Here is a 24,703-nt window from a genome sequence, read left to right as displayed (position 1 = left end):
TTTAAAAATGGTTCAAACCCTTTTGAAAAAATGGAGGAAATTGTGAAGAGGATTTTAGTCCTCCTTATGACTATTATGTTTTTTTATTCATGTAAAGAAAGAGAAGGGATTTATCTTTTAAGGGTTTCGGTTTCCAGTTATAGTCTTGGAATTGATATTGTTTCTTTCAATGAACAGGATTCAACTTATTTTTTCCCTTATGATACTCTTTCAGCCACTTTTACCTTCGATGCTCATAATACAAGTGAAGAAGGTTATTCTCCGATTTTAAGTATTGATAGTTTTAATATTGAATTTTATGATATGTCCCAATCACCCCCAAAAAAGATTTCATTTAATGTTGCTCCTCCTTACCAAGGTAATGTTTCTATTCCGACTTATTCACATTTGAAATATGTCTTACCTGTAGAATTAAAAAAGAACTCTCCAGTTACCCTTACTTTACCTCTTCTTCCTTCCTATATAAAGGAAATGTATAACCCTTTTTATAATGTTTGGAAAAATAGGAATCCTGAGGTTTTATATTTAAAGGCAAGATATACTTTTTATTCTCATGAATATTATTCAGGTAAAATTCTTGATCCAGTTAGTATTGAAATAACCTTGGAAGTTTCTGATTTTGCTGATCAAGGATAAAAGGAGGTTTTAAATGTATAAATTTATTTTAAATTTAATTTTTGTATTTTCTTTATTTGCTCAAATAAGTGATATAAGAATACAGGGTGAGGGGACAAATACCATAGTTACTATACTTGTTCCAGAAGATGTTTCTTATACAGTATTTAAACCAACTTCAAATGTTATAGCTCTTGATGTTCATACTAATAAAACAATGATTGCACCTGGATCCTATGTAATAAATAGGGCAGGAATCGAAAAAATTACACTTGAAACCTTTCAACGTGTTGCTTTAACAAGAATTTTTTTATATACCACTTCTACCTTTGAAAGTTATGATGTAAGAACAGCTGAGGGAATTTCTTTTTATCTATTAAATACAGGTGGTTCTGAAGGTATTTATACTTTAAAAGAAGGAAAACCTGAATTCACGACTGAAATTGAAGAAAAACCCCCTGTTTCTACTGGACCTTCAACCGTTAAACCAGGTGAACCGAGAATTTCACTTAATCTTGAAAATGCAGATATAGTTACTGTTATTAATGGTATTGCTGAATATGTTGGTTTGAATGTGGTTTACACAACTGATGTAAAAGGGAAGGTTACTGTTATGGTTAACAATATACCATGGAGGACTGCTCTTGAACTTGTTTTGAAAACAGTTGGATTATCTTATATTGAAGAAAACGGTGTTTTGAGAATTGCTCCTCCTGATAAGCTAAAAAGGGAAGAGATAGAGAGAAGGAAGGCTGAACAGGAGGCACAGCTTTTAAAACCTCTTGTAACAAGAATTTATAAGCTTGAATTTACAAAACCTGATGAGGTTTCAACATCACTTCAAAAACTTTTAACAGAGAGAGGTAGAATAGAAAAAGATGAACATACAAATTCAGTTATTGTAACTGATATTGAGGATATACAGCAAAAAGTGGAGCAGATTATTAAATCCCTTGATGTAAAAACACCACAAGTAGCAATAGAAGCAAGGATTGTTGAAATCAACACAAGAAAGTTAAAAGAACTGGGAATAAAATGGGGAGGAAGATATACTGGAATAGTCCAGGGAATCCCTTCACAGCAGGTTTATATTGGTAGGAATCCAAGTGAATCTCCTTCTGAACCTGGACCAGAAGGAACCGGTTTTTCTGAAGCTGGAGCTGTAACTTTACCCGCAGCTCCTGGTTTAAGATTTACTGTTGGTTATCTATCACCTCAAACTGACCTTTTTACAATACTTGCTACTCTTGAGTCTGAAGAATTTGCAAGAGTTATATCTTCTCCTAAAATTACTGTTACTGATAACAAACAAGCAAAAATAATTGGTGGAGTTAAAATACCCTTTATAACTACTGATGTTGGTGGTAACCCAATAACAAGACTTGTAGATGTTGGTATAAAACTTGAAGTCACACCACATGTAAATTCCCAGAACCAGGTAACTCTTGACTTAAAGACTGAGGTATCTCAGGCAGGTGAGCCAACTCCTACAGGACAGCTTACAATTCTTACAAATGAGGCTGAGACAAGGGTTTTGCTTGGTAACGGTGAAACAGCCGTTATAGGTGGTCTTGTAAGTACTAAAAGATCAAGAGCCTCAAGTGGTATCCCTATATTGAAAAATATACCTCTGATTGGAGCTCTTTTTGGAGGAAGAACAGGTTCTGTTGAAGAAAGGGAAATTGTGATATTTATAACACCGAATATAATAACAGAGTAATAGAGAGCCTTTTTATTTTCAATCACGCCTCCTTACATAGGAGAAATAGGGAACAATTCTTTTACTTAAGAAAATATATAAAAAATATTAAAATTTTTGTTCCCTATACATGGAGGGGTGATCTTGGTGAAAAACCTTTATTGAGAAAAAAAATAGTTGAAGAAGGTGTTGAGATTATACCTTTAAATTGGTTTTTTTTAAAAAATATTCAATTTCAATTCTTTTTTTCCTTTTATTTAAAAGAGATAAAGTTAGAAAAACCTGATTTTGTTATTTTTCTTGAAGAAAGTTATTCAACTTCTACCTTTGAATTTTCTCTTTTTTTTAAAAAAGTGCCCTTTGTATTTTTCAGTGCTCAGAATATTTATAAAAATTTTCCAATTCCAATTAGAAAAATGCAAAATTATGTTTTTAAGAGATCAAAAGGGGCACTTGCAGTTTCAAAGGAGGCAGAAGTAGTTTTAAGAAAATGGGGTTACAATAAAAAAATTTTTAGATTTTACCTTGGAGTAGACCCTTTTAAATTTAATGAATCTAAAAAAATTGAAATTTTAGAAACCTTAGAAAAACCAATATTTGCCTATATTGGGAGACTCACAAAAATTAAAGGTGTTTATGTTCTGATAGATGCCTTTGAAAAATTCTATAAAAAATATAAAAAGGGTACACTTCTTTTAGTTGGTGAGGGTAAAGAGAGGGTAAATATTAAAAATCTATTAATATCAAAGAAAGTTAATTTTTACATGTTACCTTATATATCTCATGAAGAGGTCTATTCAGTTTATAAATCAATTGATTTTCTTATTCTTCCTTCTCTTACAGGAAAAGGGTGGAAGGAGCAGTTTGGTAGAGTTTTAGTAGAAGGAATGGCTGGAGGTGTTCCAGTTATTGGTTCTGATTCAGGTGCGATTCCTGAAGTGATAGGGGATGCAGGGCTTTTGTTTAAAGAAGGTAATTCAGAGGAACTTTTTAGATGTATGGAAAGGTTATATCTTGACAAAACCCTGAGAGATGAGCTCATAAGAAAGGGTTTTAAAAGGGTTAAGGAGAATTTTACCTATGAGGTAATTGCAGAAAAACTTTATAATTTTTTAAAATCTTTAATTTAAAAATGAGAATAAAATTTGAAGTAAAAAGATGTTTTCTTGATAACGGTTTAAAGATTTTACTTATACCCATGAGAAGAGAAATTGTGAGTTTCTATATTGTTTATAAAGTAGGTTCAAGGGATGAAATTGAAGGGAAAAGAGGTATATCCCATCTTTTAGAACATATGATGTTTAAAGGAACAAAGAAATTAAAACCAGAAGAATTTTCAAAAATAATTCAAAAGATGGGTGGAATTGATAATGCCTTTACAACAGAAGATTTTACCTTTTATTATGAAACTGTTCCAAAGGATGCTATTTTCAAAGTTATTGAAATGGAAGCAGATAGAATGGTAAATTTAAATCTTGAAGAGTTTGAGTCAGAAAAAAATGTTGTTATTGAGGAAAGAAAAGAAAGGATAGAAAATTCACCCTTTGGCAAGTTTTGGGAAAATTTTTCCCTTCTTTCTTATACAATTCACCCTTACAGATACCCGGTAATTGGTTTTGAACAGGATATCCTAAATATTACAAAGAGGGATTTAGAAAAATGGTATGATAAATTTTATTCACCTTCAAATGCTTTTATTGTTATTACAGGTGGATTTGAAGAAAAGGAAGTTTTAAAATCCTTAAAAAGAAATTTTGCAAAAATTGAGAAGAAGAATAAAATTGAAAGAAAGATATTTTATGAACCGGAACAGAATTTTGAAAGAAAGATGGTGATAAGGGAAAAGGATTTCTTAAAAATACTCGGTATAAGTTTCCATTCAGTTTCCTTCAGTCATCCAGATTTTATCAAATTAAGCTTATTTTCAGCTTTACTTGGTGGAATGGAGAGTTCAAGACTTGAAAAAATTTTAGTTCTTGAAAAAAATCTATGTAATGAAATTTCTACCTTCTGTGAAGAGAAACTTGATATAGGTCTTTTTATATTTTACGCAATACTAAACAAAGATGCTGACTTTGATAATGTTATAGAAATTTTCTGGAAGGAGATAGAGAAAATGCTGGAGGGAGATATTAAAGATGAAGAAGTCCAGAAAGTTAAAAATATGTTATCTTCAGAATTTTTGTATAGAATGCAGAGTACATCAGGTAGGGGTCAGATTGTATCCCATTTCGAGCTGAATGATATGTTTGACAGGATTTTTACCTATCTTGATGAAGTAGAACAAATTAACAAGGATGAAATAATTGAGACAGCAAGAAAATATATTAAAAAAGAAAAGGCGAATTATTTAATTTTATGTTAGAGAAAGTTTACAAAGGTGAAATTTCAAATAAAATAAAAGTTTATTATGTAAAAAATGATGAGTTACCTTTAATTTCTTTTGCGATAGGATTCTGTTCAGGAAGTTATTTAGATCCAAAAGGTAAAGAAGGTTTATTTTATCTTACTTCAAGTCTTATTGACAAGGGTCATGATACACTTTCTACTTTTAAGATAAGGGAATTTTTTGATAATATTGGGGCTAAGTTTAACATTACAAGTTCAAAAAATATGCTCTCTATAAAAATCCTTTCAGAAGATAAATTTTTTGAAAGAATAGTTGATTTTATAAGGGAATTAATTTTTTATCCTCCTTTTAAAGAAGAAGAAATTGAAAAAGAAAAAAATAGAATAATTTCAGAAATTTTACAAGATGAAGAAGATCCTGAAACTGTAATATCAAAAAAATTTTATGAAGTTTTATACGAAAATACACCCCTATCACATCCCCTTGAAGGTTACGTAGAGAGTATTAATTCAATAGAAAAAAAAGATATTGAAGAATTTTACAGAGAAAAAGTTTTGAGAAGAAAAATTTTCATAGCAGGAACAGGTTCTATTGATTTTGACATATTTTTAAAAAAGTTTGAAGATTTTTTTGAAAACTTAGATGAGTTTAATTTTAATTATCCAGAGTTTAAAAAGGATAAAGTTGATAAGAAAATTTTTTTAATAAAAAAGAAAGTTAATCAGGTATTTGTAAGACTTGGACAATTTTCTTTAAACAGAAAGGATAAGAATTATCATAAGTTAATTCTTTCTAACTATATACTCGGGGGAGGAGCAGTTGCTTCAAGACTTTATACAAAGATTAGGAATGAACTTGGATTTGTTTACACAATTTATTCAAAATTTAATAACCTTGATCCTTTTAAAGGTGCCTTTTATTATTACTTCCAGACAGGGACAGAAAATTTTGAAAGGGCAATGAAAATTTTAATTGATGAAATCAAAAAATTTAAATTAAAAGGGTTAAAGGAAAGGGAATTGAAAGAAGCAAAAGGTTTTTTCAAGGGTTCCATACCAAGAGAAATTGAAACCTATCCCCAGATCACAAATATTTTACTCTCTGCCTTATATTATGAACTTAAACCTTCTTACCTTTACGATACCTTAAATAAAATTTTAGAAACAAATAAGGAAGAATTGTTTGAATTTATAAAAAATTTTTATGATTATGAAAACATATGTGGGGCTATAGTAGTTCCTGAAAATTACGATTATTCTTTTTTAAGTGATATTTTCCCTGAACATAAAATAGAATTAATGTAACAAATTTTAAAATTTATTCGTTTTATTTAATATGGAATGTGAAAGATTAAATCAATGGATTTTAAAAGAAACTCTTGAAAAAGAGGATTGGAAGCATATCTATAGTTGTAGTCTCTGTAAATCCTTTTTTAATATTTCAGATTTTTTACACAGGAGTTTTGAAGATTTAAAAAGTTTAGAGCCGGATAAAGGTGTTTTTCTTGCTATTAAAAAAAGAATCAGATTTGAAAAAGTTTTTGTTAAAACACTCTCTCTTTATATGTTATCGTTTTCCTTATTAATTAATTTTTTCTTTTTTATAATCAAAAATATTTTTATCACCCTTTTTATAAATTTTTTGCTTTCAATAATTAACATAAAAGATTTATTGGAAAAATTACTTTTCTTCTTTATAAAGTTCAAGCCTTTGTTCCCTATACTTTTAAATGTATTTTTATATTTTTTAATACCTTTATTTTTAAGTTTCTTTCTTTTTTTAACTGTTTTATACCTTATATTTAAAAAAGGTTCAATCCCTATCAAAACTTTAATGGTGTAAAAATGTTTTTACTTTTTATTTATTTAATTTTTAATGCTCAAAAAAATTACACTGAACTTGAGGATAAAGTGATTGTTGAAAAAAATGATACTATTAAAAGTGATTTTTCTGTTATTGGCAAAGATCTTGAAGTTAAAGGAGGTATTTTAGGGGATCTTGCGGTTATTAATGGAAATGTAGAAATTGAAGGCTTAATAGAAGGTGATTTAGCAGTTGTAATGGGAGATGTTAAAGTTCTAAAGGGTGCATTAATTAAAGGGGATCTCGCGGTGGTTGGGGGTAAATTAGATATATCTAAAGAAGCAAGGGTTGAAGGAGAAAAAGTTAATTTAGGTCTTGGTCCTTTACTTTCTCCATTAAAGTTGATTAAGCTATTTGTAAAAGGAGTTTATGTAACAGAAGGAAAGAAAAAAGTAGAATTGAAAGAGGAAGTTGAAAAAGATACAATTAAAGAAAAAGAGGAAGAAAAAGTGGAAAAAATGGAAAAAGAAGAAAAGAAATTTTTTTCAGAGTTTCCAAAAAAAATTCTTATATTTTTCTCATTTGTGATAATTTTTGGTTTTTTAGTTTTTATTGTTAAATTAGCTTTTCCAGGCACTGTTGAGAATATGACTAAAGAACTGGAATTAAATTTATGGAAATCCCTGGGAATAGGTCTATTATTTCAGCTTTTTTATTTTCCTTTTTTAATTTTTCTTTTTGTTACAATTCTCGGTATACCCCTTGCACTTTTTATACTTATTTCAACTCCTCTTTTTCTATTATATGGTTCTTCATCTGTTATTATATCCTGGGGAAGAATTATACTTCAGAGGTTTAAAATAAATTATAAAAATGATTTTATTCCTATTATTGTAGCAGTGTTTTATTTTCTGATAATCTCACTTATTTCAGCTCTTGTTTTATCCTTAGAGGCAGAAGGTTTGTTATATACACTTTTAAAGATTTTTGTTTTTTCCTTTTTGTTTTTTAATTTCTATCTTGTTTTTACTATTGGTATTGGAATTCTTTTTGTTTCAAGACTTGGAATAAAAAGTTAAAAATAGTTTAAAGAATTTTGAATAAGGAAAAGGAACTTGAAATAATTTATAAAAAATTCAGTAAAGATGTTTATTCTTATCTTTTGTTTCTCTCCCTTTCAAGAGAAGAAGCAGAAGATATTTTGCAGGATGTTTTTATAAAATTCTGGAAATTATTTGATAGATTAAAAAATTTGGAAAATATAAAAGCTTATCTTTTGAAAATGGCAAGAAACAGATTAATAGATTTAAAAAGAAGAGAAAAAAATATAAAGTTTGTAGAATTAAATGAGGAAATTTTTGATATTAAAAGTGAAGACCCAGCTGATAAAATAAAAAAGATAGAGTTTGTTAAAAAAATATTAGAAAATTTAGAGGAAGAAGAAAGAGAAATAATTATTTTAAGATTTTATGAAAATTTAAAATTTAGAGAGATTTCTGAGATTCTTTCTATTAATGAAAATACTTTGAGGGTTAAATATTTAAGAATTCTTGAAAAAATAAGAAAATATGTTTATAATTATAACTATGAAAAATAAAAAAATTAAAATTGGGATAATAACTCTCTTATTTTTCCTTGGAACTATTTATTTAATTTTTACAGGCTTGAAAAAAACATGGGTTTATTACTATACAGTTGAAGAATTTTTCCAGAAAAATCCCTATGTTGACGGAAAGACAATAAGATTGCAGGGTAAGGTTGTTCCTGGAACTGTGAATAAAAAGGGTAATATTGTAGAATTTGAAATTGGTAATAATGAAAATAAGATCAAGGTTATATACAAAGGAACGGCACCTGATATGCTCTTTCAGCCTGAGGCACAGGTTGTTGTTGAAGGAGTTTATTATAAAGCCGATAACCTTTTTAAAGCACATTTCCTTTTAACCCAGTGTCCTTCAAAGTATCAGGCAAAAGAAGCAAAAGAAAAATAAAAGTTTGATATTTTTTTAAATTTTTTTTAAATTAATTAATGAAATTTTTAAGATTATTTTTTGTTTTTATTTTTTTCTCTCTGGTTTTGTTAATTCTTTCTTTATTGTTAAAGATTAAAGAAAATTCAGAAATAAAGAAGGAGGCTGAGGAACTTATAAATCTTTTTGAACCTTCTTTTGAATCAATTTTAAATGCCTCTTACTTTATTGATGAGCTTTACTATAAAAATCTTGATAATTTATCGGATTTTTTAGCTCCAGATTTAAAGGAAGATTCTCTTTTGAAAATAGCTCTTGTAAATAATTTTTATGAAATAACAATTTTAGATAAAAATTTAAAGGTGATTTCCTCAACAGGTAGAAAGAAAAATTCTGTAATAGAAAAAAAAGTTTTTGAGAAGGGAAGGATTGAGTCAATAGAGGGTGATTCCCTTTTTTATTTATTAGATAAAGGAAATTATTACATTCTAATGATAAAGGATATAAGGGATCTTAAAGAAAAAAAGACTGAATCAGGCTTAAAGAAAATGCTTGAAAAATTAAGTAAAGAAGAAAGAATAGAATATATTTCTCTTGAATCAAATGGTGAAACTGTTTTTTCTTCAAAAAATATTGAGCCTATTAATGAGAAGGATTTGATTGATAAAATAATAAATAAAAATAGGATTCTTATACAGAAAAGAAAAATTTATGAAGAGGAGATACTTGAGGTTTTAAAAGCCTTTTTTTTCAGAAATACTCCTATTGGTATTCTCCGTCTTGGTATTTCACTTGACAGGTTTAGAAACAGGATTTTTGTTATTAACCTTATACTTATATCAGGAGTTTTTTTATTTGTTTTTTCCCTTCTTTTATTTATTTTAAGTTTTTATGAGAGATTTAAATATTTTCCTTCTTTAATTTTGTCAGATTACTCCATTTATAAAATAGAAAATAATAAATTGAAAAAAGTTTGTGGTAAAGAAATTAACTTGTCAAATTTGGATTTTAAAGATAAAAGGCAGATTTTATGTAGATTAAATGAAGATTATTATTTTGTGGAAAGAAATAATAATTTTGTAATTTTTTTAAAGATCAATGAGTTTATGGAATTATTTAAAGAAAGGGAGAAAAAGAAAGAGGAGGAGGGTATTTTGAGGATTTTATCAAGTTTTGCTCATGAAATAAAGAATCCTTTGAATTCCCTGAAATTAATATCATACAGATTAAAGGATAAAATAAAGGAGGATTATCCTGAGTTTGAAAAAGCTTTAAATTCTTTAACAAATTCTATTGAAGAATTTATGAATTTATTAAGACCTTTTTATCTTAAAAAAGAGAAGGTAAAAGTAAAGGATTTTATAGAAAGTGTTATTAAAAAAATTGAAGGGGATTTAAAAGATAATAAAATTGAAATAGTTGTAAAAGGCTTAAATAAAGAAGTATTTTTTGATTTGAATCAGATGGAAAAAGTTTTTTTGAATCTGATAAGAAATGCTATAGAGGCTCAGCCTGAGGGTGGAAGGATAGATATAGAAATTTTTGAGGAAAAGGGGAGATTAATGATAAAGGTAAAAGATTACGGAATAGGTATAAAAAGAGAAAATTTAGATAGAATTTTCGAGCCTTATTTTACAACAAAAAAAAGTGGAACAGGACTTGGTCTTTTCACTGTAAAGAGAATTATAGAAAGTCATGGATTTGAAATTTCTGTGAGTTCAGAGGAAGGTAAAGGGACAGAGTTTATAATAAAAATTACCTGAGATTAAAGATGGTAATGTTGAATGCTGAGAAAAGGGACAGGGAATTACTTAAACTCTTTTAATAACTTCTGATAGAAGTATTTCAAGTCTTTTATTTCCTTCGTCAATCATTCTCTGAGTTTCCATTATAAATCTTTCAAGTCTTTTATTCCCTTCATTAATCATTTCTTGAGTTCTTTCAAGTATTCTTTCTGTATTTTTTTTACTTTCTTCAATTATTCTTTCTGTATCTTTTTTACTTTCTTCAATCATTCTTTGTGTATCTTTTTTGCTCTCTTCAATTATTTTTTCTGTATCTTTTTTACTTTCTTCAATCATTTTTTGTGTATCTTTTTTGCTTTCTTCAATCATTCTTTGAGTTGCTTCAATCATTTTTTGTGTTGCTTCAATCATTTTCTTTGCTCTTTCATCTTCCTTTTGTATGAGTTTATTTGTGAAATAAGATAAAATAAAGGGTTGAATTAAGGCAAGAACTCCTAAAATAAGTGCAAGTGTATTCACTGTTTCTGTTGTCATTTTTTAATTTTAAAATAAAGATTTATTTAAAATCAAAAAATAAAAAATTTTAATAATAACAAAATCCCAGATTTGTTAAAAAAACTAAGAGGATTGGGGGGAGTTTTATAATAGGAAGAGAGTGGTAAAGCCCGAGCTTTTTATAGTTTCTACTTACATAAGGGAAGAGGCAAAGGAAAAGTGTAAAGTTTTTGGAATGAAGTTTTATAATAAAGATTAAAATAAGGGGGAAAAATTTAGAAAATAAATTATCAAATTTGGAAATATAGGCCAGAAAAAAGCAAAGAACCCTTTTAAATTTAAGAAGTAAATTTTTATGTTTAGAGGTTTAAAGAGGACCATAAAGGAACATTTTGTGGTAGGCACTCCTTGTAATCTTATTGAGCCAGAAAAATTTAATATACTAAAATGTTATGGTATTTCACATTTACCTTGACAATTTTTTTTATACTATAATAAATTAATGTATGGTTCTAATCCTTACATATTTTAAGTTAACAGGTTATTATGTATAATTTAATTATTTTATTTCTTTATTTAGATTATAATATCTATACAGGTTTTACATCTTCCTATTATTTTCTTCCATATGGTTATTACCTTCCATTTGTAGAAATAAATGTTACAGTTCCCAAAGGATTTAATATTGGTGTTTCTTTGAAAAAGGAAAATATGCTTTTAAAAATAAATTATAGTCTCATTGATGGCTGGACTAAAAATTATTATTCTGATCCACCATATTCTTCGGAAAAGAGTTTACATTTCAAAGAGATATGTGTAGAGTTTTCTTTTTTGTTTTCTATATTCTTAAAAGAATTTGATTTTTATTTTGGTCCTGGTGTTTCATCTTCTTTAATAAATATTTTCTATTATGATAAGACATTTAGAAATTCAGTTTTAGACACTTTTATAGAGGTAAATTTTGATGGAGATATTTTAGGTTTCCCTTTAATATTTGGTGTTGAGAAAGAAATCTTTAAGAGGTTTGGAATTTTTTGGGAAACTTACTCTCTATTTTATGGACTTTTGAATTTGGAATGGGAACGAAAAGGGGAAAAAATAAAAGTTCAAAAAGATTTCTTAGTTTTAGGTGGACTTGCTTTTCCCTTAAACTATCAAGAAGGAAAACTTGGGAGAATGACAATAGGGATAAAATATAAGTGGTGATATGGTTTCACTTTTAATATTAATTATTTTTGCTTTTAATGCTGAGTTTATAGAGAATAAAGGAATTTTATTTACTTTTAAAAGCACAGAACCTTTAAAAGGGGTGGGAATTTTTTATTCACCTTCAGGTAAAAATTACTATGCGGTTGCAGTAAAAAGATATTCTTTTCCTGATAAAGATATAGAGGACACTTTATTATGGGTATTTAGACCCGTTGAAAACAAAATTTTTGATAAGGTTAAAGAAAAAGGGAGGATAAAGGTTGTTTATTTAAAATGGGATGGTCAAAAATATGAAGAGGTTATTGAATTAAAAAATTTAAAAGTCTCTAACAATTTTTTTATTAGAGAAAAAGAAGAGAGTATTTCTAATTTTTCACATTCTTATGATTATGGCAGATATCCAAGTTGGCGAATGTTTTAGGTGAATCCACAACATACAGGAGAATATCCTTATTCTGTATATCCACCTTTGAATTATAAATGGACTTATAAACTTGTTCATAACGATTTTTTAATGATTTCTGCATCAATATCTTCAAATGGTGTGATTTATGTAGGTGATGGTGGAAGATTTTTAAGAGCAATAGATATAGAAAGTGGAAAAATTTTATGGAAGAAAGGGTTAACTGCGAATGTATGGACAACTTCACTTATAAATGATACACTTCTCTTAGCAGGGACAAGCATTTCTTTTGATACAACAATGGCGACATTATTTTTACTTAATGCAAAAAGAGGTGACTCAATTTGGGGAATACCCTTATTCACTGTTGAATTTCAGCCTGTCCCGGTGGATACTTTTATTTATGTTTCAAATTTACAAGGGGTTATGTATGGTATAAAAAATAGAGGGAAGATTATCTGGAGAGATACTATATATGCGGAAGCTTGGCCATATGCAGGAGGTGGAGCAATAATTGATGATTACCTATTTGCAGGAGCCGATGAAAGCCCATTTTTATCTTTAAATAGATATACAGGTGAGGAAATATGCAAATTTGACCCTTCAGGATGGATTGACAATAGGTTTCCTTTAGTAAAATACCCTACAAACATATACTTCTTTGCGTCTGAAACTTTGTATTGTGTGAATAAAAACCTAACAGAAATTTTATGGAGGAAAAATGAGTTTGGAAAGTTTATTCTCCCGACTCCTTCACTTTATGATACTTGGCTTTTATGCACTAGATTTGGAACTATTTACAAATTACATGCAGACACAGGTGATGAGATCTGGAAAATTCATCCTGTAGATTCAGGTGGCACAACAAGTATTACTATCACAGAGAATAAGATTTTTTGGGCAGCAGGAGATAATTTGTATTCAATTGATTTACAAAATGGAGATACACTTTTTAGAACTAAATATACAGATAAATACATTCCCTGGTTAAATTCTTGGTTCTGGCCTATATTTTATGGTCCTTATGTTATTGCAGCTCATTATAAAAAGATGTATATTTACAAAGGAACTGAGTTTAATATGTCTCAGAATGATGAGTTTTTTATTTTTTATCCGTCTTTGATTAGAAGTGAGGGTTATTTATTTTTAAATCTTTTATCTTCATCTTATGTAAAATTGGAAGTTCTTGATGTCTCAGGAAGGTTAAGGGAGATAATAAATTTAGGGAGATTAGAAAAGGGTAAGCATTTTTATGTCTTTAAGCCAAAAAATCTTTCAAACGGAATTTATTTTATAAAATGGAAGGGGGAAAGGAAAAAGTTTATATTTTTAAAAATAGGAAGTTAATAAGCGAAAATATTGGAGAAAGAAATGGATTTTATAATTTCCCTTGACAAGTTTTTTTAATCTTATAATAAATTATGATAAAGTTCGAATACTTTGACCAAATAAAAATTTTGAAAAGAGGATAAAGGAATGAGAATAAAAAAATTGAAAGTTATAATCTATGTAATTTTATCAATTTTTATTGTATCCTGTGGAGAATCTCCTGGTATAGGTGCAGGTAAATGGGGTGAAACAGAAGCGGATATAATGAGTGGCTATAATATTAATACCTTTATTATAGAAAATCAAGTAAAAAACTGTGGAAATACCAACAAAAAATTAACTTTTATTTATAATGAAACTTTAAGTTATGATTCAGTAAAAGAAATTGGTCCGTATAGTTATATAAATTTGCATAAATCTTTGAACACTATGTTTTATTTAGCAGTAGTTTCAAAGTTTAAGCAAAATCCTTATCTTTGGGGAATTACATATCATAATTCTTTTAAAGGCTCAGTAATTTTTGTGGAACCAATAAAAAAATATTTTGGAAGCTTACACCGGGTTGCAAATGGAAGTGTTTTAGCTCACGAAATAGGACATCAGTTAGCCTTTAAAAATCATCCTGTACCTATTGGATGCATTATGGATTACACATTCACTTCGTCCAATCTTCCTGCTGAATTCTGTATTTCTCACAAAGTTTCACTAAGGAATCTCCCTACTTCCAACCAGATATTGGCTTTTTCCAGTAATTTGGAAAATTCATTTTCAAACTTTTTAAATTCTGTTAGAGAATCTTTAACTCTTTATAAAGATACTTTCTATGTAGGAGAACCTTTAACTTTCAAAGTCTGGATAATTAATGGAGGGAAAAAACCTATTATGGTCGGGGGATTCATCCATAATATACAGGATTTATTCTTAGATCTAGAAATTACGCTTCTTCTTAAAGATAAAAGAGGGGAAATTAAAAAAATTAAACCTAATATTATGTATACCTTGGCTTATACTTTTTCTTCTAAAGTATTACCAAATGATACAGTTTATTACAAGTTTACAAGATATATAACTCTTTCTCCCGGTAAGTACTGGGTTAAGTTAAAAAGAGGATTTAAAGAGGGTAGTCGAAAAAATGAATGGGTTCCTTTTTATATTAAAGAATATCCTAACAAAAAAGAAAAAGAACTTGCTATTTCTTATTTTGACCGTGTTATGTGGAGTCATATTGAACCTCCTGTTAAGAAAGTTAAAAAATATACAAAAAGAGATAAAAATAAAAAAAGGGTGGAAATCTATGAGATATTAAAGAAAGAAAATAAAAATTCCCCTTATTTGCCATATGTAGGCTTAACAATCCTTGATTCGATGGTAATATTTTCTGAGTCGATGAGTTATGAGGATTTCAGAAATTCGGAATATTATAAGGATATTCAGAAGATGAAAGATTTTCCTTATTATGAGGATCTTATACTGTTTGATATTTTATTTTTATATCAGAGGTCATATTCTCTTAGAGATATTTCTTTATTTGAATTGATTGCTCAAAGACTTGGAGAAACTGAAAAGAGTGAGGAGAAGAATGTGTATATAAAAATCTGGAAAGAAAATTTTAAAGAAATCAAAAATAAAATGATAGAAGAGATAAATAAAACAAAGAAGAATTAAGGGGGGCTGATGAATAAAATAATTTTATTTTTTATTTTTATTTCATTAGAGATTATAAATGCTCAAATGAGTAAGACCACTATTTTATTTCAGGATAAAGTTACAAAAAGTATGGCAGAAGAATATTTAGGGACCCCTCTTTTTATGTATCCTACTTCAAGTGCTTGTTGTTTTAGACAAAAGCCAAGTGGAGGTTGGTGGCTAATAGGGATTGCTGCAGATGGTCCTTGTGATAGAATTATTTATGGAGATTATAATGATAACTGGTTAAGGGCATTTGATGAGTTTGGAACAGGTAAAGGCAAATTCAGGACACCAATAAAACTTACAAGTTCACCTGCAAGTGAAGTTTATGTAGTAGATAAATTTAACGGAAGAATAGTAAAATTGATTTATGATTTCCAAAATAAAAAACTTTTTTATTCAACTTCTATTGGTGAGGGAATTTTTAGGTTACCAGAAGATGTAGATTTAGATATTAAAGGCACATTAAATGATCCATGTGATGATGAAATATGGGTATTAGATGTTTACGATTCAAAGATTTATCATTTCAATACAAATGGAGAGCTTATAGATAGTTATGGAGAAAGGGGTCAAGGAGTAGGTAAATTTAGTTTTCCCATAGGAATAGCAAAAAGTTTATGGGGGAATTTTTTATATGTATTAGATCAGGGGAACAAAAGAATAGTAAAAATAAAATACCTGGGTCAGAACAACTATCAATGGGCGAAAGAGTTTTCTTTAAACGAACCCTGTTATTCCTCAATAGAAGTGGACTACGAAGGAGGAGTATGGGTAACTAACATGGTGAACTGTTTTTTAGAGAAATTTACACCTGATTTAGAGCCTTTATGTAAAATTGGAAAAAAGGGGGTTGGAGAAAATGAATTTATTTTACCACTGGAGATTTCCATTCCAAAAGGTTATGGCAATATTTTTATAGTTGAGCAATGGAGTGATTCGAGCGGTGGACAGCACTATATCCCAGGGATGGACATATTGAACCTAAATACCTCTCAAAATGAATTACTTGTAAAGATAAATTTCACAATTACATGGAACGGGAAAGTTACGATTGTAATATATAATCAAAATTGGAGTTATGTGAGAACACTTTATAGTAATTATTATTTCCCAATGAGTCATCATACTGTATACTGGGATATGAAGGATTATAGCGGGAATTTTGTTCCTTCTGGTAAATATTTTATAAAAATTTCAGCACAAAACTTATGGTCAAATCAATATATGAAAATGGATACAACTGTTATTATGTTGTCCCATTATTTAAACCGCCCTACAAACCTTTCAGCAAATTCTTCTTATCCTTATAATTCTATCACTTTAACCTGGAATGACAATTCAAACTATGAATCAGGTTATGAAATATGGAGGAAAGGGATAAATGAAAATTGGCATTCAATTTATATATATCCAACACAAGGGCAGGGAACAGGAGAAATTACATGGACCGATAACTATGTCTCAAAATTTAAGGACTACTTTTATAGAGTAAGAGCATATAGGGATGGAATTTATTCAGAATTTTCTAATGAAAAATGGGCTACAACATCTCCAATTATTGCATCATGAGATGTAAATAGTATAAACCTATGCTCATCAAGTAATAAGAATATTATAAGAATTGGAAACATTATACATACTGTTTATTCACACAATATGGGTATTTATCACGCCTATTCAATTGATAATGGTCTTACATGGAATCAGAAGAAAATAAGTTTCGGAAAATCTCCGACTTTAACATCTCATTATGATACTTTATGGGTTGCATATGAGAGGGTGGTAGATGGAAACCCTAAATATATAAAATTTGGGAAAAAATTAGAGGGAAATTACTGGGAATTTACATCTATAAAGAAAGAAGGCCTAAACATCAAAAAATTTTTAAAGATGACTTTTTCACAGAAAACTATATAAATAATCATCCTCTTGGTTTATGGCATATAAAGAAGAATAATTATGAGATTTATGAAAAGCAGGTTGTTTCGCCGATTCTTGATTCTATTTTAAAAATAAAAATTGAGAAAAAGCAGGGTAATAAAAATAGCACTTTCAATTTATGATGTTTCAGGAAGAAAGGTTTTAAATATTATAAATAAAGAGTTTGAGCCAGGGATTTACAGGATAAAATTTGAGAATAAATTAAATGAGGGAATATATTTTGCAGTTTTAAAAGGGAGGGAGAAAAAAGTTAAAAAGTTTACTGTTTTAAGATAAAAAACTTGAAATTTTAAAAAATTTTTATTAAAATTAATAATCAATTTTTTAAAAAAGGAGAAACCATGTGGGCAATAATTGAATTTAAAGGAGAACAATTCTTTGTGAAAGAAGGAAAAAGAATTTTAGTTCCCCTTCTTCCTGATGTAAAAGAAGGGGATGAAATTGTTATTGATAAGGTCCTTTTACTTAAAGAGAATGGAAAATATAAAATAGGTTCACCTTATCTTGAGAATGTGAAAGTGAAAGCAAGGGTTTTGAATCCTTTGAAAAAGTTAAAAAAAGTAATTGTTTTTAAAATGAAACCCAAGAAAAATTATAGGAGAAAAAAAGGACACAGGCAGAAGGTTACAGAGGTTAAAATAGAGAAAATTGAAATTTAAAAGGAGGTTAAAAAATGGCACACAAAAAAGGAATGGGTTCATCCAAAAATGGAAGGGATTCTCACTCTAAATACCTCGGAATAAAGAGATGGGACGGAATGTTTGTTAAAGCTGGAGAAGTGCTTGTCAGACAGAGAGGCACAAGATTCTGGCCTGGCTGGAATGTTAAAAGAGGGGGAGATGATACTTTATTTGCTTTAAAAGAAGGGTTTGTTAAATTTGAAAGGAAAAAGAATAGAGTTTATGTTTCTGTGTATACAGAAAGCGAACTTTCTAATTGAGAATTACAAAGGTTTTCACAGGTAAGGGGGACGAGGGTTTTTCTTCTTACTGGAAAAACAAATTAGAAAGAAAGGATTCTAAAATATTCCATGCTCTTGGAGATTTAGATGAATTGAATTCACTTTTAGGATTTTGTTACTTTTACTCTCGGGATCAAGATTTAAAAGAGGAAGTTGAAAAACTCCAAAAACTTATCTTTATTGCAGGAGCTCAGCTTATTATTCCTGAAGAAGAAAAAGGTCCAGAATTGAATGAAAATATTTTTAAGGAACTTGAAGAAAAAATTTCTAAATTAAGTGAAAGTTTGGGTCCCCTTAAAGAGTTCATCCTACCATCAGGGACTTTGGCATCTTTATATTTTCATTTAGCAAGAGCTGTTTCAAGAAGAGCTGAGAGGAGTGTAGCTGCTCTTCTTGATGAATTTAAATCCGCTAAAGTTGTCCTAAAGTTTCTTAATAGATTATCTGATTATTTATTTTTGCTTGGAAGAGAAATTACAAGGAGGGAGGGTGGGTATGAAAGAACTCTCGGTTCTTTTAAACCCTAAAAGTGTTCTTTTAATAGGAGCTTCACGAAAAGAAGGAAGTGTAGGATATGTGACTTTAAAAAATATGATACTTTCAGGTTATAAGGGGACTATTTATATTGTCAATCCAAATGCTGAGAGTATTTTAGGAAATAGGTGTTACAAAAAAATAGAGGATGTTCCAGATGTTCCAGAGCTTGCAGTTATTCTTGTCCCTTCTTTATATGTTCCTGAGGTGTTAAAGGGGTGTTCCGATAAGGGAATAAAAGCTTCTATTATAATAAGTGCAGGTTTTAAAGAAGCAGGCCCTGAGGGAGAAAAACTTGAAAAGGAAATAGAAAAAATTTCAAAAGAAAGGGGAATAAGAATTTTAGGTCCCAACTGTATAGGTGTGATTAATACTGATCCAGAAGTAAGGTTTACAACAAATTTTGCAAGTGATATGCCAAAGGAAGGTGAAATTTCTTTTATATCACAGAGTGGAGCAATCTGTGTGGCGGTTCTTGATTTTGCAAAATCAAGGGGAATAGGTTTTTCAAAGGTTATAAGTATGGGTAATAAAGTTGATATAGATGAAGTTGAACTTCTTGAATATCTTGGAAATGATGATAAAACTAAAGTAATTCTTATGTATATTGAAGAATTAAAAAACGGAAGGAAGTTTATTGAAGTTGCAAAAAGGGTGTCTAAGAAAAAGCCAATTTTAGCATTAAAAGCTGGAATGAGTCCTGAGGGTGCAAGAGCTGTTTCCTCTCATACTGGCTCTCTTGCAGGAGAACCACTTGTTTATAGAACAGTTTTTAAACAGGCAGGAGTTATTGAAGTCAGTTCTCCTTTAGAGCTTTTTGAATATGCTTCCCTTTTTGCTTCTCAACCCTATCCAAAGGGAAACAGGGTCGGAATAGTTACAAATGCAGGAGGACCTGGAATTGTTGCAACTGATGCTTTAATTGAAAAAGGTTTAAAAGTAAATGAACTTTCAGAGGAGACAAAAAATAAAATTAAACCCTTTGTATCTCCACATGCTTCTTTAAAAAATCCCGTAGATTTACTTGCTGAAGCAGATGCTGAAAAATTTGAAGTTGCAATAAAGGCGCTTTATGAGGATAAAAATATTGATGCTGTTTATTTTTTAATGGCACCACAGAGAATGATTGACATAGAAAAAGTTGCAAGAGTAATTGTAAATTATGCAAAAAGAAAGGAAAAAACTTTTGTGACTGTTTTAATGGGTGTTGTGGATGTAGAAAAGGGTGTAAATATTTTGAGAGAAGAAGGTATTCCCTTTTATAGATTTCCTGATGTAGCAGCAAGGGCTCTTGCACATTCCCTTAAATATTCTAATTTTATAAAGGAAAAAAAAGAAACATATAAAAATTTTAAATTTGATGGAAATATAAAAGAACTTTTAAAGAAAGAAAAAAGTGAAACTTTCATAGACCTTGATTTATGTTTTGAAATTCTTGAAAGAGCAGGTTTTGAGGTTTTGCCATGGGAAAGGGCTTCTAATGAAGAAGATTTAATAAAAAAAATTAAAAAAATCGGTTTTCCCTGTGTTTTAAAAATTGCTTCAGGAGAAGTTGTTCATAAAATGGATGAAGGTGGAGTGATTCTTGATATAAAAGATGAAAAGGAACTTTTAAATGCTTATAGAAAAATGAAAGAAAGTTTCAAGAGAAAAATTAAAAATTATGAAAAAGCTATCATTCAGAAAATGGTTAAAGGTGATTTTAAGGAAATAATTCTTGGTTTAAAAAAGGATGAAAGGTTCGGTCATATTTTATTATTCGGGCTCGGAGGAATTTTTGTTGAGGTTTTTAAAGATGTAACCTTCAGACTAAGTCCTGTTTCAGTGGAAGAAGCTGATGATATGATAAGAGAAATAAAGTTTTATCCATTTTTAAAAGGTGTAAGAGGTGAAAAGGAGCGGGATATAGAAAAAGTTAAGGATTTTATTTTGAGATTATCATCTTTTTCTCAATTTGCTAATGAAATAAAAGAAATGGATTTAAATCCAGTTTTTGTATTTGAAAAGGGTAAAGGAGCCTTTATTGCAGATGCGAGGATAAGAGTTTAATTTAAATTTTCTTTTCTTCCTTAGTATTTTTTTCAGTATCTTCTTTTATTTCTTTAATAGAATCTTCAGTTTCTCTTAAGGCTTTTCTAAACTCCTTTAAAGCGGTTCCAAGACCTCTTGCAAGTTCAGGTAATTTTTTAGCCCCGAAGAGAAGTAAAATAATTAAAAAAATTAATAATATTTCTTGGAAACCTATATTCATTTTTTTCTCCCTTTTAAAAGGATTTGAACCTTTTTAAAAATAAAGATATTATATTTTATAATTAAATAAATAGAAAATCAAATGGTGGGCGTAGCTCAACTGGTTAGAGCGCTGGACTGTGGCTCCAGAGGCTGGGGGTTCGAGTCCCCTCGCCCACCTTATGCCCCCGTAGCTCAACAGGATAGAGAGCGCCTGGCTTCGGACCAGGAGGTTGCGGGTTCAAATCCCGCCGGGGGTTTATAAAAAGTCTTAAAAATAGTATAATTTGAAATTTTATTTTTATTTTTCCTAAAATTAACCTTCCCTTTAGGGTCCAAATCCCTTATTAATTAACTTTTTTAAATGGAAGTCCATTATTACGATTTGATTATTTTAGGTTCCGGTCTTGCTGGATTAAGAGCAGCTCTTGAGGCTTCAAGAAAATCAGATGGTAAAGTCAAGATAGCTTTAATTTCAAAAGTTCAGTTAATGCGTTCCCATAGTGTTTGTGCAGAGGGGGGGACCGGGGCTGCCATAAATCAGGCTGACGGAGATTCTCCCCTTTTACATGCATGGGACACAGTTAAAGGTTCTGATTTTCTTGCTGACCAGGATGTTGTTTTCAGATTTGTTGAAAAAATAATTGAAGAAATCTATTTACTTGAACATTGGGGAATCCCCTGGTCAAGAAGGGAAGATGGGAGAATAAATCAAAGACCATTTGGAGGGCACTCTTACCCAAGAGCTCTTTTTGCAGAAGATAAAACAGGATTTTTTGAAATGCACACCCTTTATAACAGATTGCAGAAATATGATAATTGGGACAGATTTGATGAGTATTTTGTTACAAAACTTTTAATTAAAGATGGTAAATTTCACGGATGTGTTGCCTATAATATGAGTGGAGGTGAAATGGCTTGTTTTTACGGTAAAGCCTGTATAATAGCAACAGGTGGAGCTGGTAGAATTTATGCCTTTACAACATTCTCTCACAGTGTAACAGGGGATGGTTATGCACTTGCTTTCAGGGAAGGTATACCCCTTAAGGATATGGAATTTATGCAATTTCATCCAACAGGTCTTGTTCCCTCGGGGATTCTTATTACTGAGGGTGCAAGGGGTGAGGGTGGGTATCTAAAAAATAATAAAGGTGAAAGATTCATGGAAAAATATGCACCTAAAATGATGGAACTCGCTCCAAGAGATATAGTTTCCCGGTCTATGATGACAGAAATAAGAGAGGGTAGAGGTTTTGAAGGTCCTGATGGATTGGATTATATTCATCTTGATTTAACTCATCTTGGAAGAGAAAGATTACTAGAAAGATTACCTCTTGTAAGAGAAGTGGGAATAAAATATGTGGGTATAGATATAATTGAAAAACCTCTTCCTGTGAGACCTGTTCAGCATTATACAATGGGGGGAATACATTGTAATATTGATGGAAAGGTCTATGGAACTTCTAATATCTGGGCAGCAGGTGAGGTTGCCTGCCTCTCATTACATGGTGCAAACAGATTGGGTACAAACTCTACAGCAGAATGTCTTGTTTGGGGAGCAATAACAGGTGAAAAGGCAGTTGAATATTTAAAAGAAGCTGAAGAGCCACAAAAAATGGAAGAAATTGTAAAGGATGAATATGACAGAGTTTTCAATAAGCTTTTAGGGAAAAAGGGTTCTGAAAATTTATACGAAATAAGGAGAGAATTAAGAAAAACAATGGATACCTATGTGGGAGTTTTTAGAGATAGAGAAGGACTTGAAAAAGCCTTACAAAAAATTAAGGAATTGAAAGAAAAATATAAGTATATAAGATTAGAAGATAAAAGTAAGGTTTATAATACTGAGCTTATAAATGCTTTAGAACTTGAGAATATGCTTGATGTGGCTGAGGTTGTTACAATTTCAGCTTTAAAAAGAGAGGAATCAAGGGGGGCACATGCAAGAATTGATTTTCCGAAAAGGGATGATGAGAAATTTTTGAAGCATACTTTGGCTTATAAAGATGAAAAAGACGGTGTGAGGATAGAATATATCCCTGTAAATATAACTTACTGGAAACCTGAAGAGAGAAAATATTAAAAGGAGGAAATTAAATGAAAAAGAATTTTAAAGGAATTAAAGCTTGGTTTTTGCCTGAAAAAAAGGCAAATTTTGAAAGGTGGCTTTTTGGTTTTCATAGATTTACAGGGATTATACTGATTCTATATTTATGCCTTCATATTATAGTTGTTGGTTCAAGAGCTTTTGGAAAGGATGCCTGGATTAGTGCAATGAAAATGGTAGGGTCAATTGGTGAAGGTTTTTATCATAACCTTATCCATTTTCTTGAATATCTACTTGTTCTTGTAGTTGGATTTCATGCAATAAATGGTTTAAGACTTGTTATTACAGAATTCGGATTTCTCTTAGGAAAACCTAAAAGACCTGAATATCCCTATGTTGCATCTTCTTTAAAAAGACCAAGAGTTTTTTTATATTTTTTAATGATAGTTTTCTTTATTTATATAGTTTTTGGATTCAAGGAGTTTTTTATTTTTAAATAGGAGGTAAAAATGAAAGCAAAATACTGGATTTTACATTACCTTGCAGGTTTAATTCTTTTTGTTTTACTTTTAGGACATATATTTATGATGCATTTTTATAAGTTAATGGAAAAAATTGGTTTTGGAAGAGATCCTCTTGAATGGGAGAGTGTTTTAGAAAGGGCAAGGAATGTTACTCTTAGCACCCTTTATATTTTATTTTTATTTTTTGCCTTATTTCATGGTTTTTACGGACTCAAGAATATACTGATTGAAACAGATTTTGGTAAAAGATATGAAAAAATAGTTGTTTATATTTTCTGGATTTTAGGAATATTTCTCTTTATTTTTGGAACATATACAACAATTAAAGCAGGAGGGGTATAATGAAAGTTAAATTTATTATCAAAAGATATATACCTGAACTCGCAAAGAATGGTTTTGATAAGTTTGAGATAGAAGTTAAAGAGGGAATGACTGTTCTTGATGCCTTACTTTATATAAAAGAAAACCTTGATCCAACCTTAAGTTTAAGGTTTTCCTGCAGAATGGGAATATGTGGTTCATGTGGAATGATTATAAATGGAAAACCAGAACTTGCCTGTCATACTCAGATTAAGAAAATTGTTGAAAATGGAAAAATTAAGGTTGAGCCAATTCCAAATTTAACTTTGATAAGAGACCTTGTTCCAGATTTACAAAGTGCTTTTATGAAGCATAAGAAAATTAAACCCTATTTAATAAGAAAAGATGAAAAAGAACAAGAAAGCCCCACAAGAGAATATAAACAAACCCCTTCTGAATTACTTGAGTATCTGCAGTTCAGTTATTGTATTCAGTGTGGCCTCTGTATTTCTTCCTGTCCCGTATCCTCAACTGATGAAGATTTTTTAGAACCTTATGTACTTGCTCAGGCTTATAGATACTGTGTTGATTCCAGAGATGAGGGATTATTTGAAAGGCTTGAAATTGTTTCCAAAAGTCATGGTGTTTTAAACTGTCATTTTGCTGGTGGGTGTTCAAAAGCCTGTCCCAAGGGTGTTGACCCAGCTCTTGCAATTCAACTTTTGAAAAGATTGATTTTAAAGAAAACCTTTGGTTTATTAAAAGAGAAAAAAGGTAATAATATTGTTCCTCCCTATCCTGAAGGACCTAATAAGGACAAAGTTCCAAAGGCCCCACCTAAATCTGTTTGATTATGA

At 29.8% G+C, this 24,703-nt stretch carries 27 protein-coding genes and 2 tRNA genes; 27 read left to right on the top strand and 2 right to left on the bottom strand.

Annotated features, from left to right (window positions below):
- The first annotated feature begins 42 nt into the window (after positions 1-42).
- The 10 genes from ABIN73_06710 (at position 43) to ABIN73_06665 (ending at position 10,200) form a co-directional block, all read left to right on the top strand.
- Complete coding sequence (locus ABIN73_06710; GenBank protein ID MEO0269412.1) at positions 43-636, top strand: hypothetical protein; 594 nt, start codon at positions 43-45, stop codon at positions 634-636.
- Positions 637-649: 13 nt separating this feature from the next.
- On the top strand, positions 650-2,335 hold the full coding sequence (pilQ, locus tag ABIN73_06705; protein ID MEO0269411.1) for a type IV pilus secretin PilQ: 1,686 nt from the start codon (positions 650-652) through the stop codon (positions 2,333-2,335).
- 140 nt (positions 2,336-2,475) lie between these two features.
- Positions 2,476-3,444 (top strand): glycosyltransferase family 4 protein, encoded by a 969-nt coding sequence (locus ABIN73_06700; protein ID MEO0269410.1) that lies wholly within the window; start codon positions 2,476-2,478, stop codon positions 3,442-3,444.
- A gap of 2 nt (positions 3,445-3,446) precedes the next feature.
- The gene (locus ABIN73_06695) at positions 3,447-4,679 is read left to right on the top strand and encodes a pitrilysin family protein (GenBank protein ID MEO0269409.1); all 1,233 of its coding nucleotides are present in this window, start codon (positions 3,447-3,449) and stop codon (positions 4,677-4,679) included.
- The gene (locus tag ABIN73_06690; GenBank protein MEO0269408.1) at positions 4,673-5,968 is read left to right on the top strand and encodes a pitrilysin family protein; all 1,296 of its coding nucleotides are present in this window, start codon (positions 4,673-4,675) and stop codon (positions 5,966-5,968) included. The genes ABIN73_06695 and ABIN73_06690 overlap by 7 nt, the downstream gene beginning before the upstream one ends.
- Before the next feature lie 31 nt (positions 5,969-5,999).
- Complete coding sequence (locus tag ABIN73_06685) at positions 6,000-6,506, top strand: hypothetical protein (protein ID MEO0269407.1); 507 nt, start codon at positions 6,000-6,002, stop codon at positions 6,504-6,506.
- 2 nt (positions 6,507-6,508) lie between these two features.
- On the top strand, positions 6,509-7,546 hold the full coding sequence (locus ABIN73_06680; protein MEO0269406.1) for a hypothetical protein: 1,038 nt from the start codon (positions 6,509-6,511) through the stop codon (positions 7,544-7,546).
- A 17-nt stretch (positions 7,547-7,563) separates the two neighbouring features.
- Positions 7,564-8,064, top strand: coding sequence for a sigma-70 family RNA polymerase sigma factor (locus tag ABIN73_06675; GenBank protein MEO0269405.1), 501 nt, complete (start codon positions 7,564-7,566; stop codon positions 8,062-8,064).
- The gene (locus ABIN73_06670; protein MEO0269404.1) at positions 8,054-8,458 is read left to right on the top strand and encodes a cytochrome c maturation protein CcmE; all 405 of its coding nucleotides are present in this window, start codon (positions 8,054-8,056) and stop codon (positions 8,456-8,458) included. Before ABIN73_06675 ends, ABIN73_06670 begins: the two co-directional genes overlap by 11 nt.
- A gap of 38 nt (positions 8,459-8,496) precedes the next feature.
- Positions 8,497-10,200 (top strand): ATP-binding protein, encoded by a 1,704-nt coding sequence (locus ABIN73_06665; GenBank protein ID MEO0269403.1) that lies wholly within the window; start codon positions 8,497-8,499, stop codon positions 10,198-10,200.
- Positions 10,201-10,248: 48 nt separating this feature from the next.
- Here the strand turns inward: ABIN73_06665 and ABIN73_06660 are convergent, their stop codons facing one another.
- Positions 10,249-10,716 (bottom strand): hypothetical protein, encoded by a 468-nt coding sequence (locus ABIN73_06660; protein ID MEO0269402.1) that lies wholly within the window; start codon positions 10,714-10,716, stop codon positions 10,249-10,251.
- Between the two features lie 507 nt (positions 10,717-11,223).
- On the opposite strand from ABIN73_06660, the gene ABIN73_06655 reads away from it, so the two are divergent.
- The 11 genes from ABIN73_06655 to ABIN73_06605 all read left to right on the top strand — a co-directional run bounded on the left by ABIN73_06655 (position 11,224) and on the right by ABIN73_06605 (position 20,795).
- Positions 11,224-11,883: a hypothetical protein gene (locus ABIN73_06655; GenBank protein MEO0269401.1), complete on the top strand. Its 660-nt coding sequence runs from the start codon at positions 11,224-11,226 to the stop codon at positions 11,881-11,883.
- A 1-nt stretch (position 11,884) separates the two neighbouring features.
- A complete protein-coding gene (locus ABIN73_06650; protein ID MEO0269400.1) occupies positions 11,885-12,307 on the top strand; it encodes a hypothetical protein in 423 nt (140 codons plus the stop codon).
- Positions 12,308-13,636: a PQQ-binding-like beta-propeller repeat protein gene (locus tag ABIN73_06645; GenBank protein MEO0269399.1), complete on the top strand. Its 1,329-nt coding sequence runs from the start codon at positions 12,308-12,310 to the stop codon at positions 13,634-13,636. It begins immediately after the preceding gene.
- Positions 13,637-13,765: 129 nt separating this feature from the next.
- Positions 13,766-15,283, top strand: coding sequence for a hypothetical protein (locus tag ABIN73_06640; protein ID MEO0269398.1), 1,518 nt, complete (start codon positions 13,766-13,768; stop codon positions 15,281-15,283).
- 9 nt (positions 15,284-15,292) lie between these two features.
- Positions 15,293-16,879: a hypothetical protein gene (locus ABIN73_06635; protein ID MEO0269397.1), complete on the top strand. Its 1,587-nt coding sequence runs from the start codon at positions 15,293-15,295 to the stop codon at positions 16,877-16,879.
- 87 nt (positions 16,880-16,966) lie between these two features.
- On the top strand, positions 16,967-17,227 hold the full coding sequence (locus ABIN73_06630) for a hypothetical protein (protein ID MEO0269396.1): 261 nt from the start codon (positions 16,967-16,969) through the stop codon (positions 17,225-17,227).
- Between the two features lie 102 nt (positions 17,228-17,329).
- Positions 17,330-17,527 carry a T9SS type A sorting domain-containing protein gene (locus ABIN73_06625; protein ID MEO0269395.1) on the top strand — a complete coding sequence of 66 codons (198 nt, stop codon included), beginning with the start codon at positions 17,330-17,332 and terminating at the stop codon, positions 17,525-17,527.
- A 65-nt stretch (positions 17,528-17,592) separates the two neighbouring features.
- Positions 17,593-17,910 (top strand): 50S ribosomal protein L21, encoded by a 318-nt coding sequence (rplU, locus tag ABIN73_06620; protein ID MEO0269394.1) that lies wholly within the window; start codon positions 17,593-17,595, stop codon positions 17,908-17,910.
- A gap of 14 nt (positions 17,911-17,924) precedes the next feature.
- Positions 17,925-18,191 (top strand): 50S ribosomal protein L27, encoded by a 267-nt coding sequence (gene rpmA, locus ABIN73_06615; protein MEO0269393.1) that lies wholly within the window; start codon positions 17,925-17,927, stop codon positions 18,189-18,191.
- Entirely contained in the window at positions 18,188-18,739 is a 552-nt protein-coding gene (locus tag ABIN73_06610) for a cob(I)yrinic acid a,c-diamide adenosyltransferase (GenBank protein ID MEO0269392.1), read from the top strand. The genes rpmA and ABIN73_06610 overlap by 4 nt, the downstream gene beginning before the upstream one ends.
- Entirely contained in the window at positions 18,708-20,795 is a 2,088-nt protein-coding gene (locus ABIN73_06605) for an acetate--CoA ligase family protein (GenBank protein ID MEO0269391.1), read from the top strand. The genes ABIN73_06610 and ABIN73_06605 overlap by 32 nt, the downstream gene beginning before the upstream one ends.
- 1 nt (position 20,796) lies before the next feature.
- Here ABIN73_06605 and tatA read toward each other — a convergent pair whose 3' ends face one another.
- A complete protein-coding gene (gene tatA, locus ABIN73_06600) occupies positions 20,797-20,997 on the bottom strand; it encodes a twin-arginine translocase TatA/TatE family subunit (GenBank protein MEO0269390.1) in 201 nt (66 codons plus the stop codon).
- Positions 20,998-21,081: 84 nt separating this feature from the next.
- Between tatA and ABIN73_06595 the strand changes: the two genes are divergently transcribed.
- The 6 genes from ABIN73_06595 to ABIN73_06570 all read left to right on the top strand — a co-directional run bounded on the left by ABIN73_06595 (position 21,082) and on the right by ABIN73_06570 (position 24,697).
- A tRNA-His gene (locus tag ABIN73_06595) sits at positions 21,082-21,155 on the top strand.
- Between the two features lie 4 nt (positions 21,156-21,159).
- Positions 21,160-21,235: transfer RNA gene (locus tag ABIN73_06590), tRNA-Arg, on the top strand.
- A gap of 104 nt (positions 21,236-21,339) precedes the next feature.
- Positions 21,340-23,058: a succinate dehydrogenase/fumarate reductase flavoprotein subunit gene (locus ABIN73_06585; protein ID MEO0269389.1), complete on the top strand. Its 1,719-nt coding sequence runs from the start codon at positions 21,340-21,342 to the stop codon at positions 23,056-23,058.
- A 14-nt stretch (positions 23,059-23,072) separates the two neighbouring features.
- A complete protein-coding gene (locus ABIN73_06580; protein ID MEO0269388.1) occupies positions 23,073-23,522 on the top strand; it encodes a hypothetical protein in 450 nt (149 codons plus the stop codon).
- 9 nt (positions 23,523-23,531) lie between these two features.
- The gene (locus ABIN73_06575) at positions 23,532-23,888 is read left to right on the top strand and encodes a hypothetical protein (protein MEO0269387.1); all 357 of its coding nucleotides are present in this window, start codon (positions 23,532-23,534) and stop codon (positions 23,886-23,888) included.
- Complete coding sequence (locus ABIN73_06570) at positions 23,888-24,697, top strand: succinate dehydrogenase iron-sulfur subunit (protein ID MEO0269386.1); 810 nt, start codon at positions 23,888-23,890, stop codon at positions 24,695-24,697. Before ABIN73_06575 ends, ABIN73_06570 begins: the two co-directional genes overlap by 1 nt.
- Positions 24,698-24,703 lie beyond the last annotated feature (6 nt).

It is taken from the genome of candidate division WOR-3 bacterium (assembly GCA_039804025.1).
In the GTDB taxonomy this organism is placed as follows: Bacteria; Hydrothermota; Hydrothermia; order Hydrothermales; family JAJRUZ01; genus JBCNVI01.
This window is presented reverse-complemented; position numbering and strand designations above follow the sequence as displayed.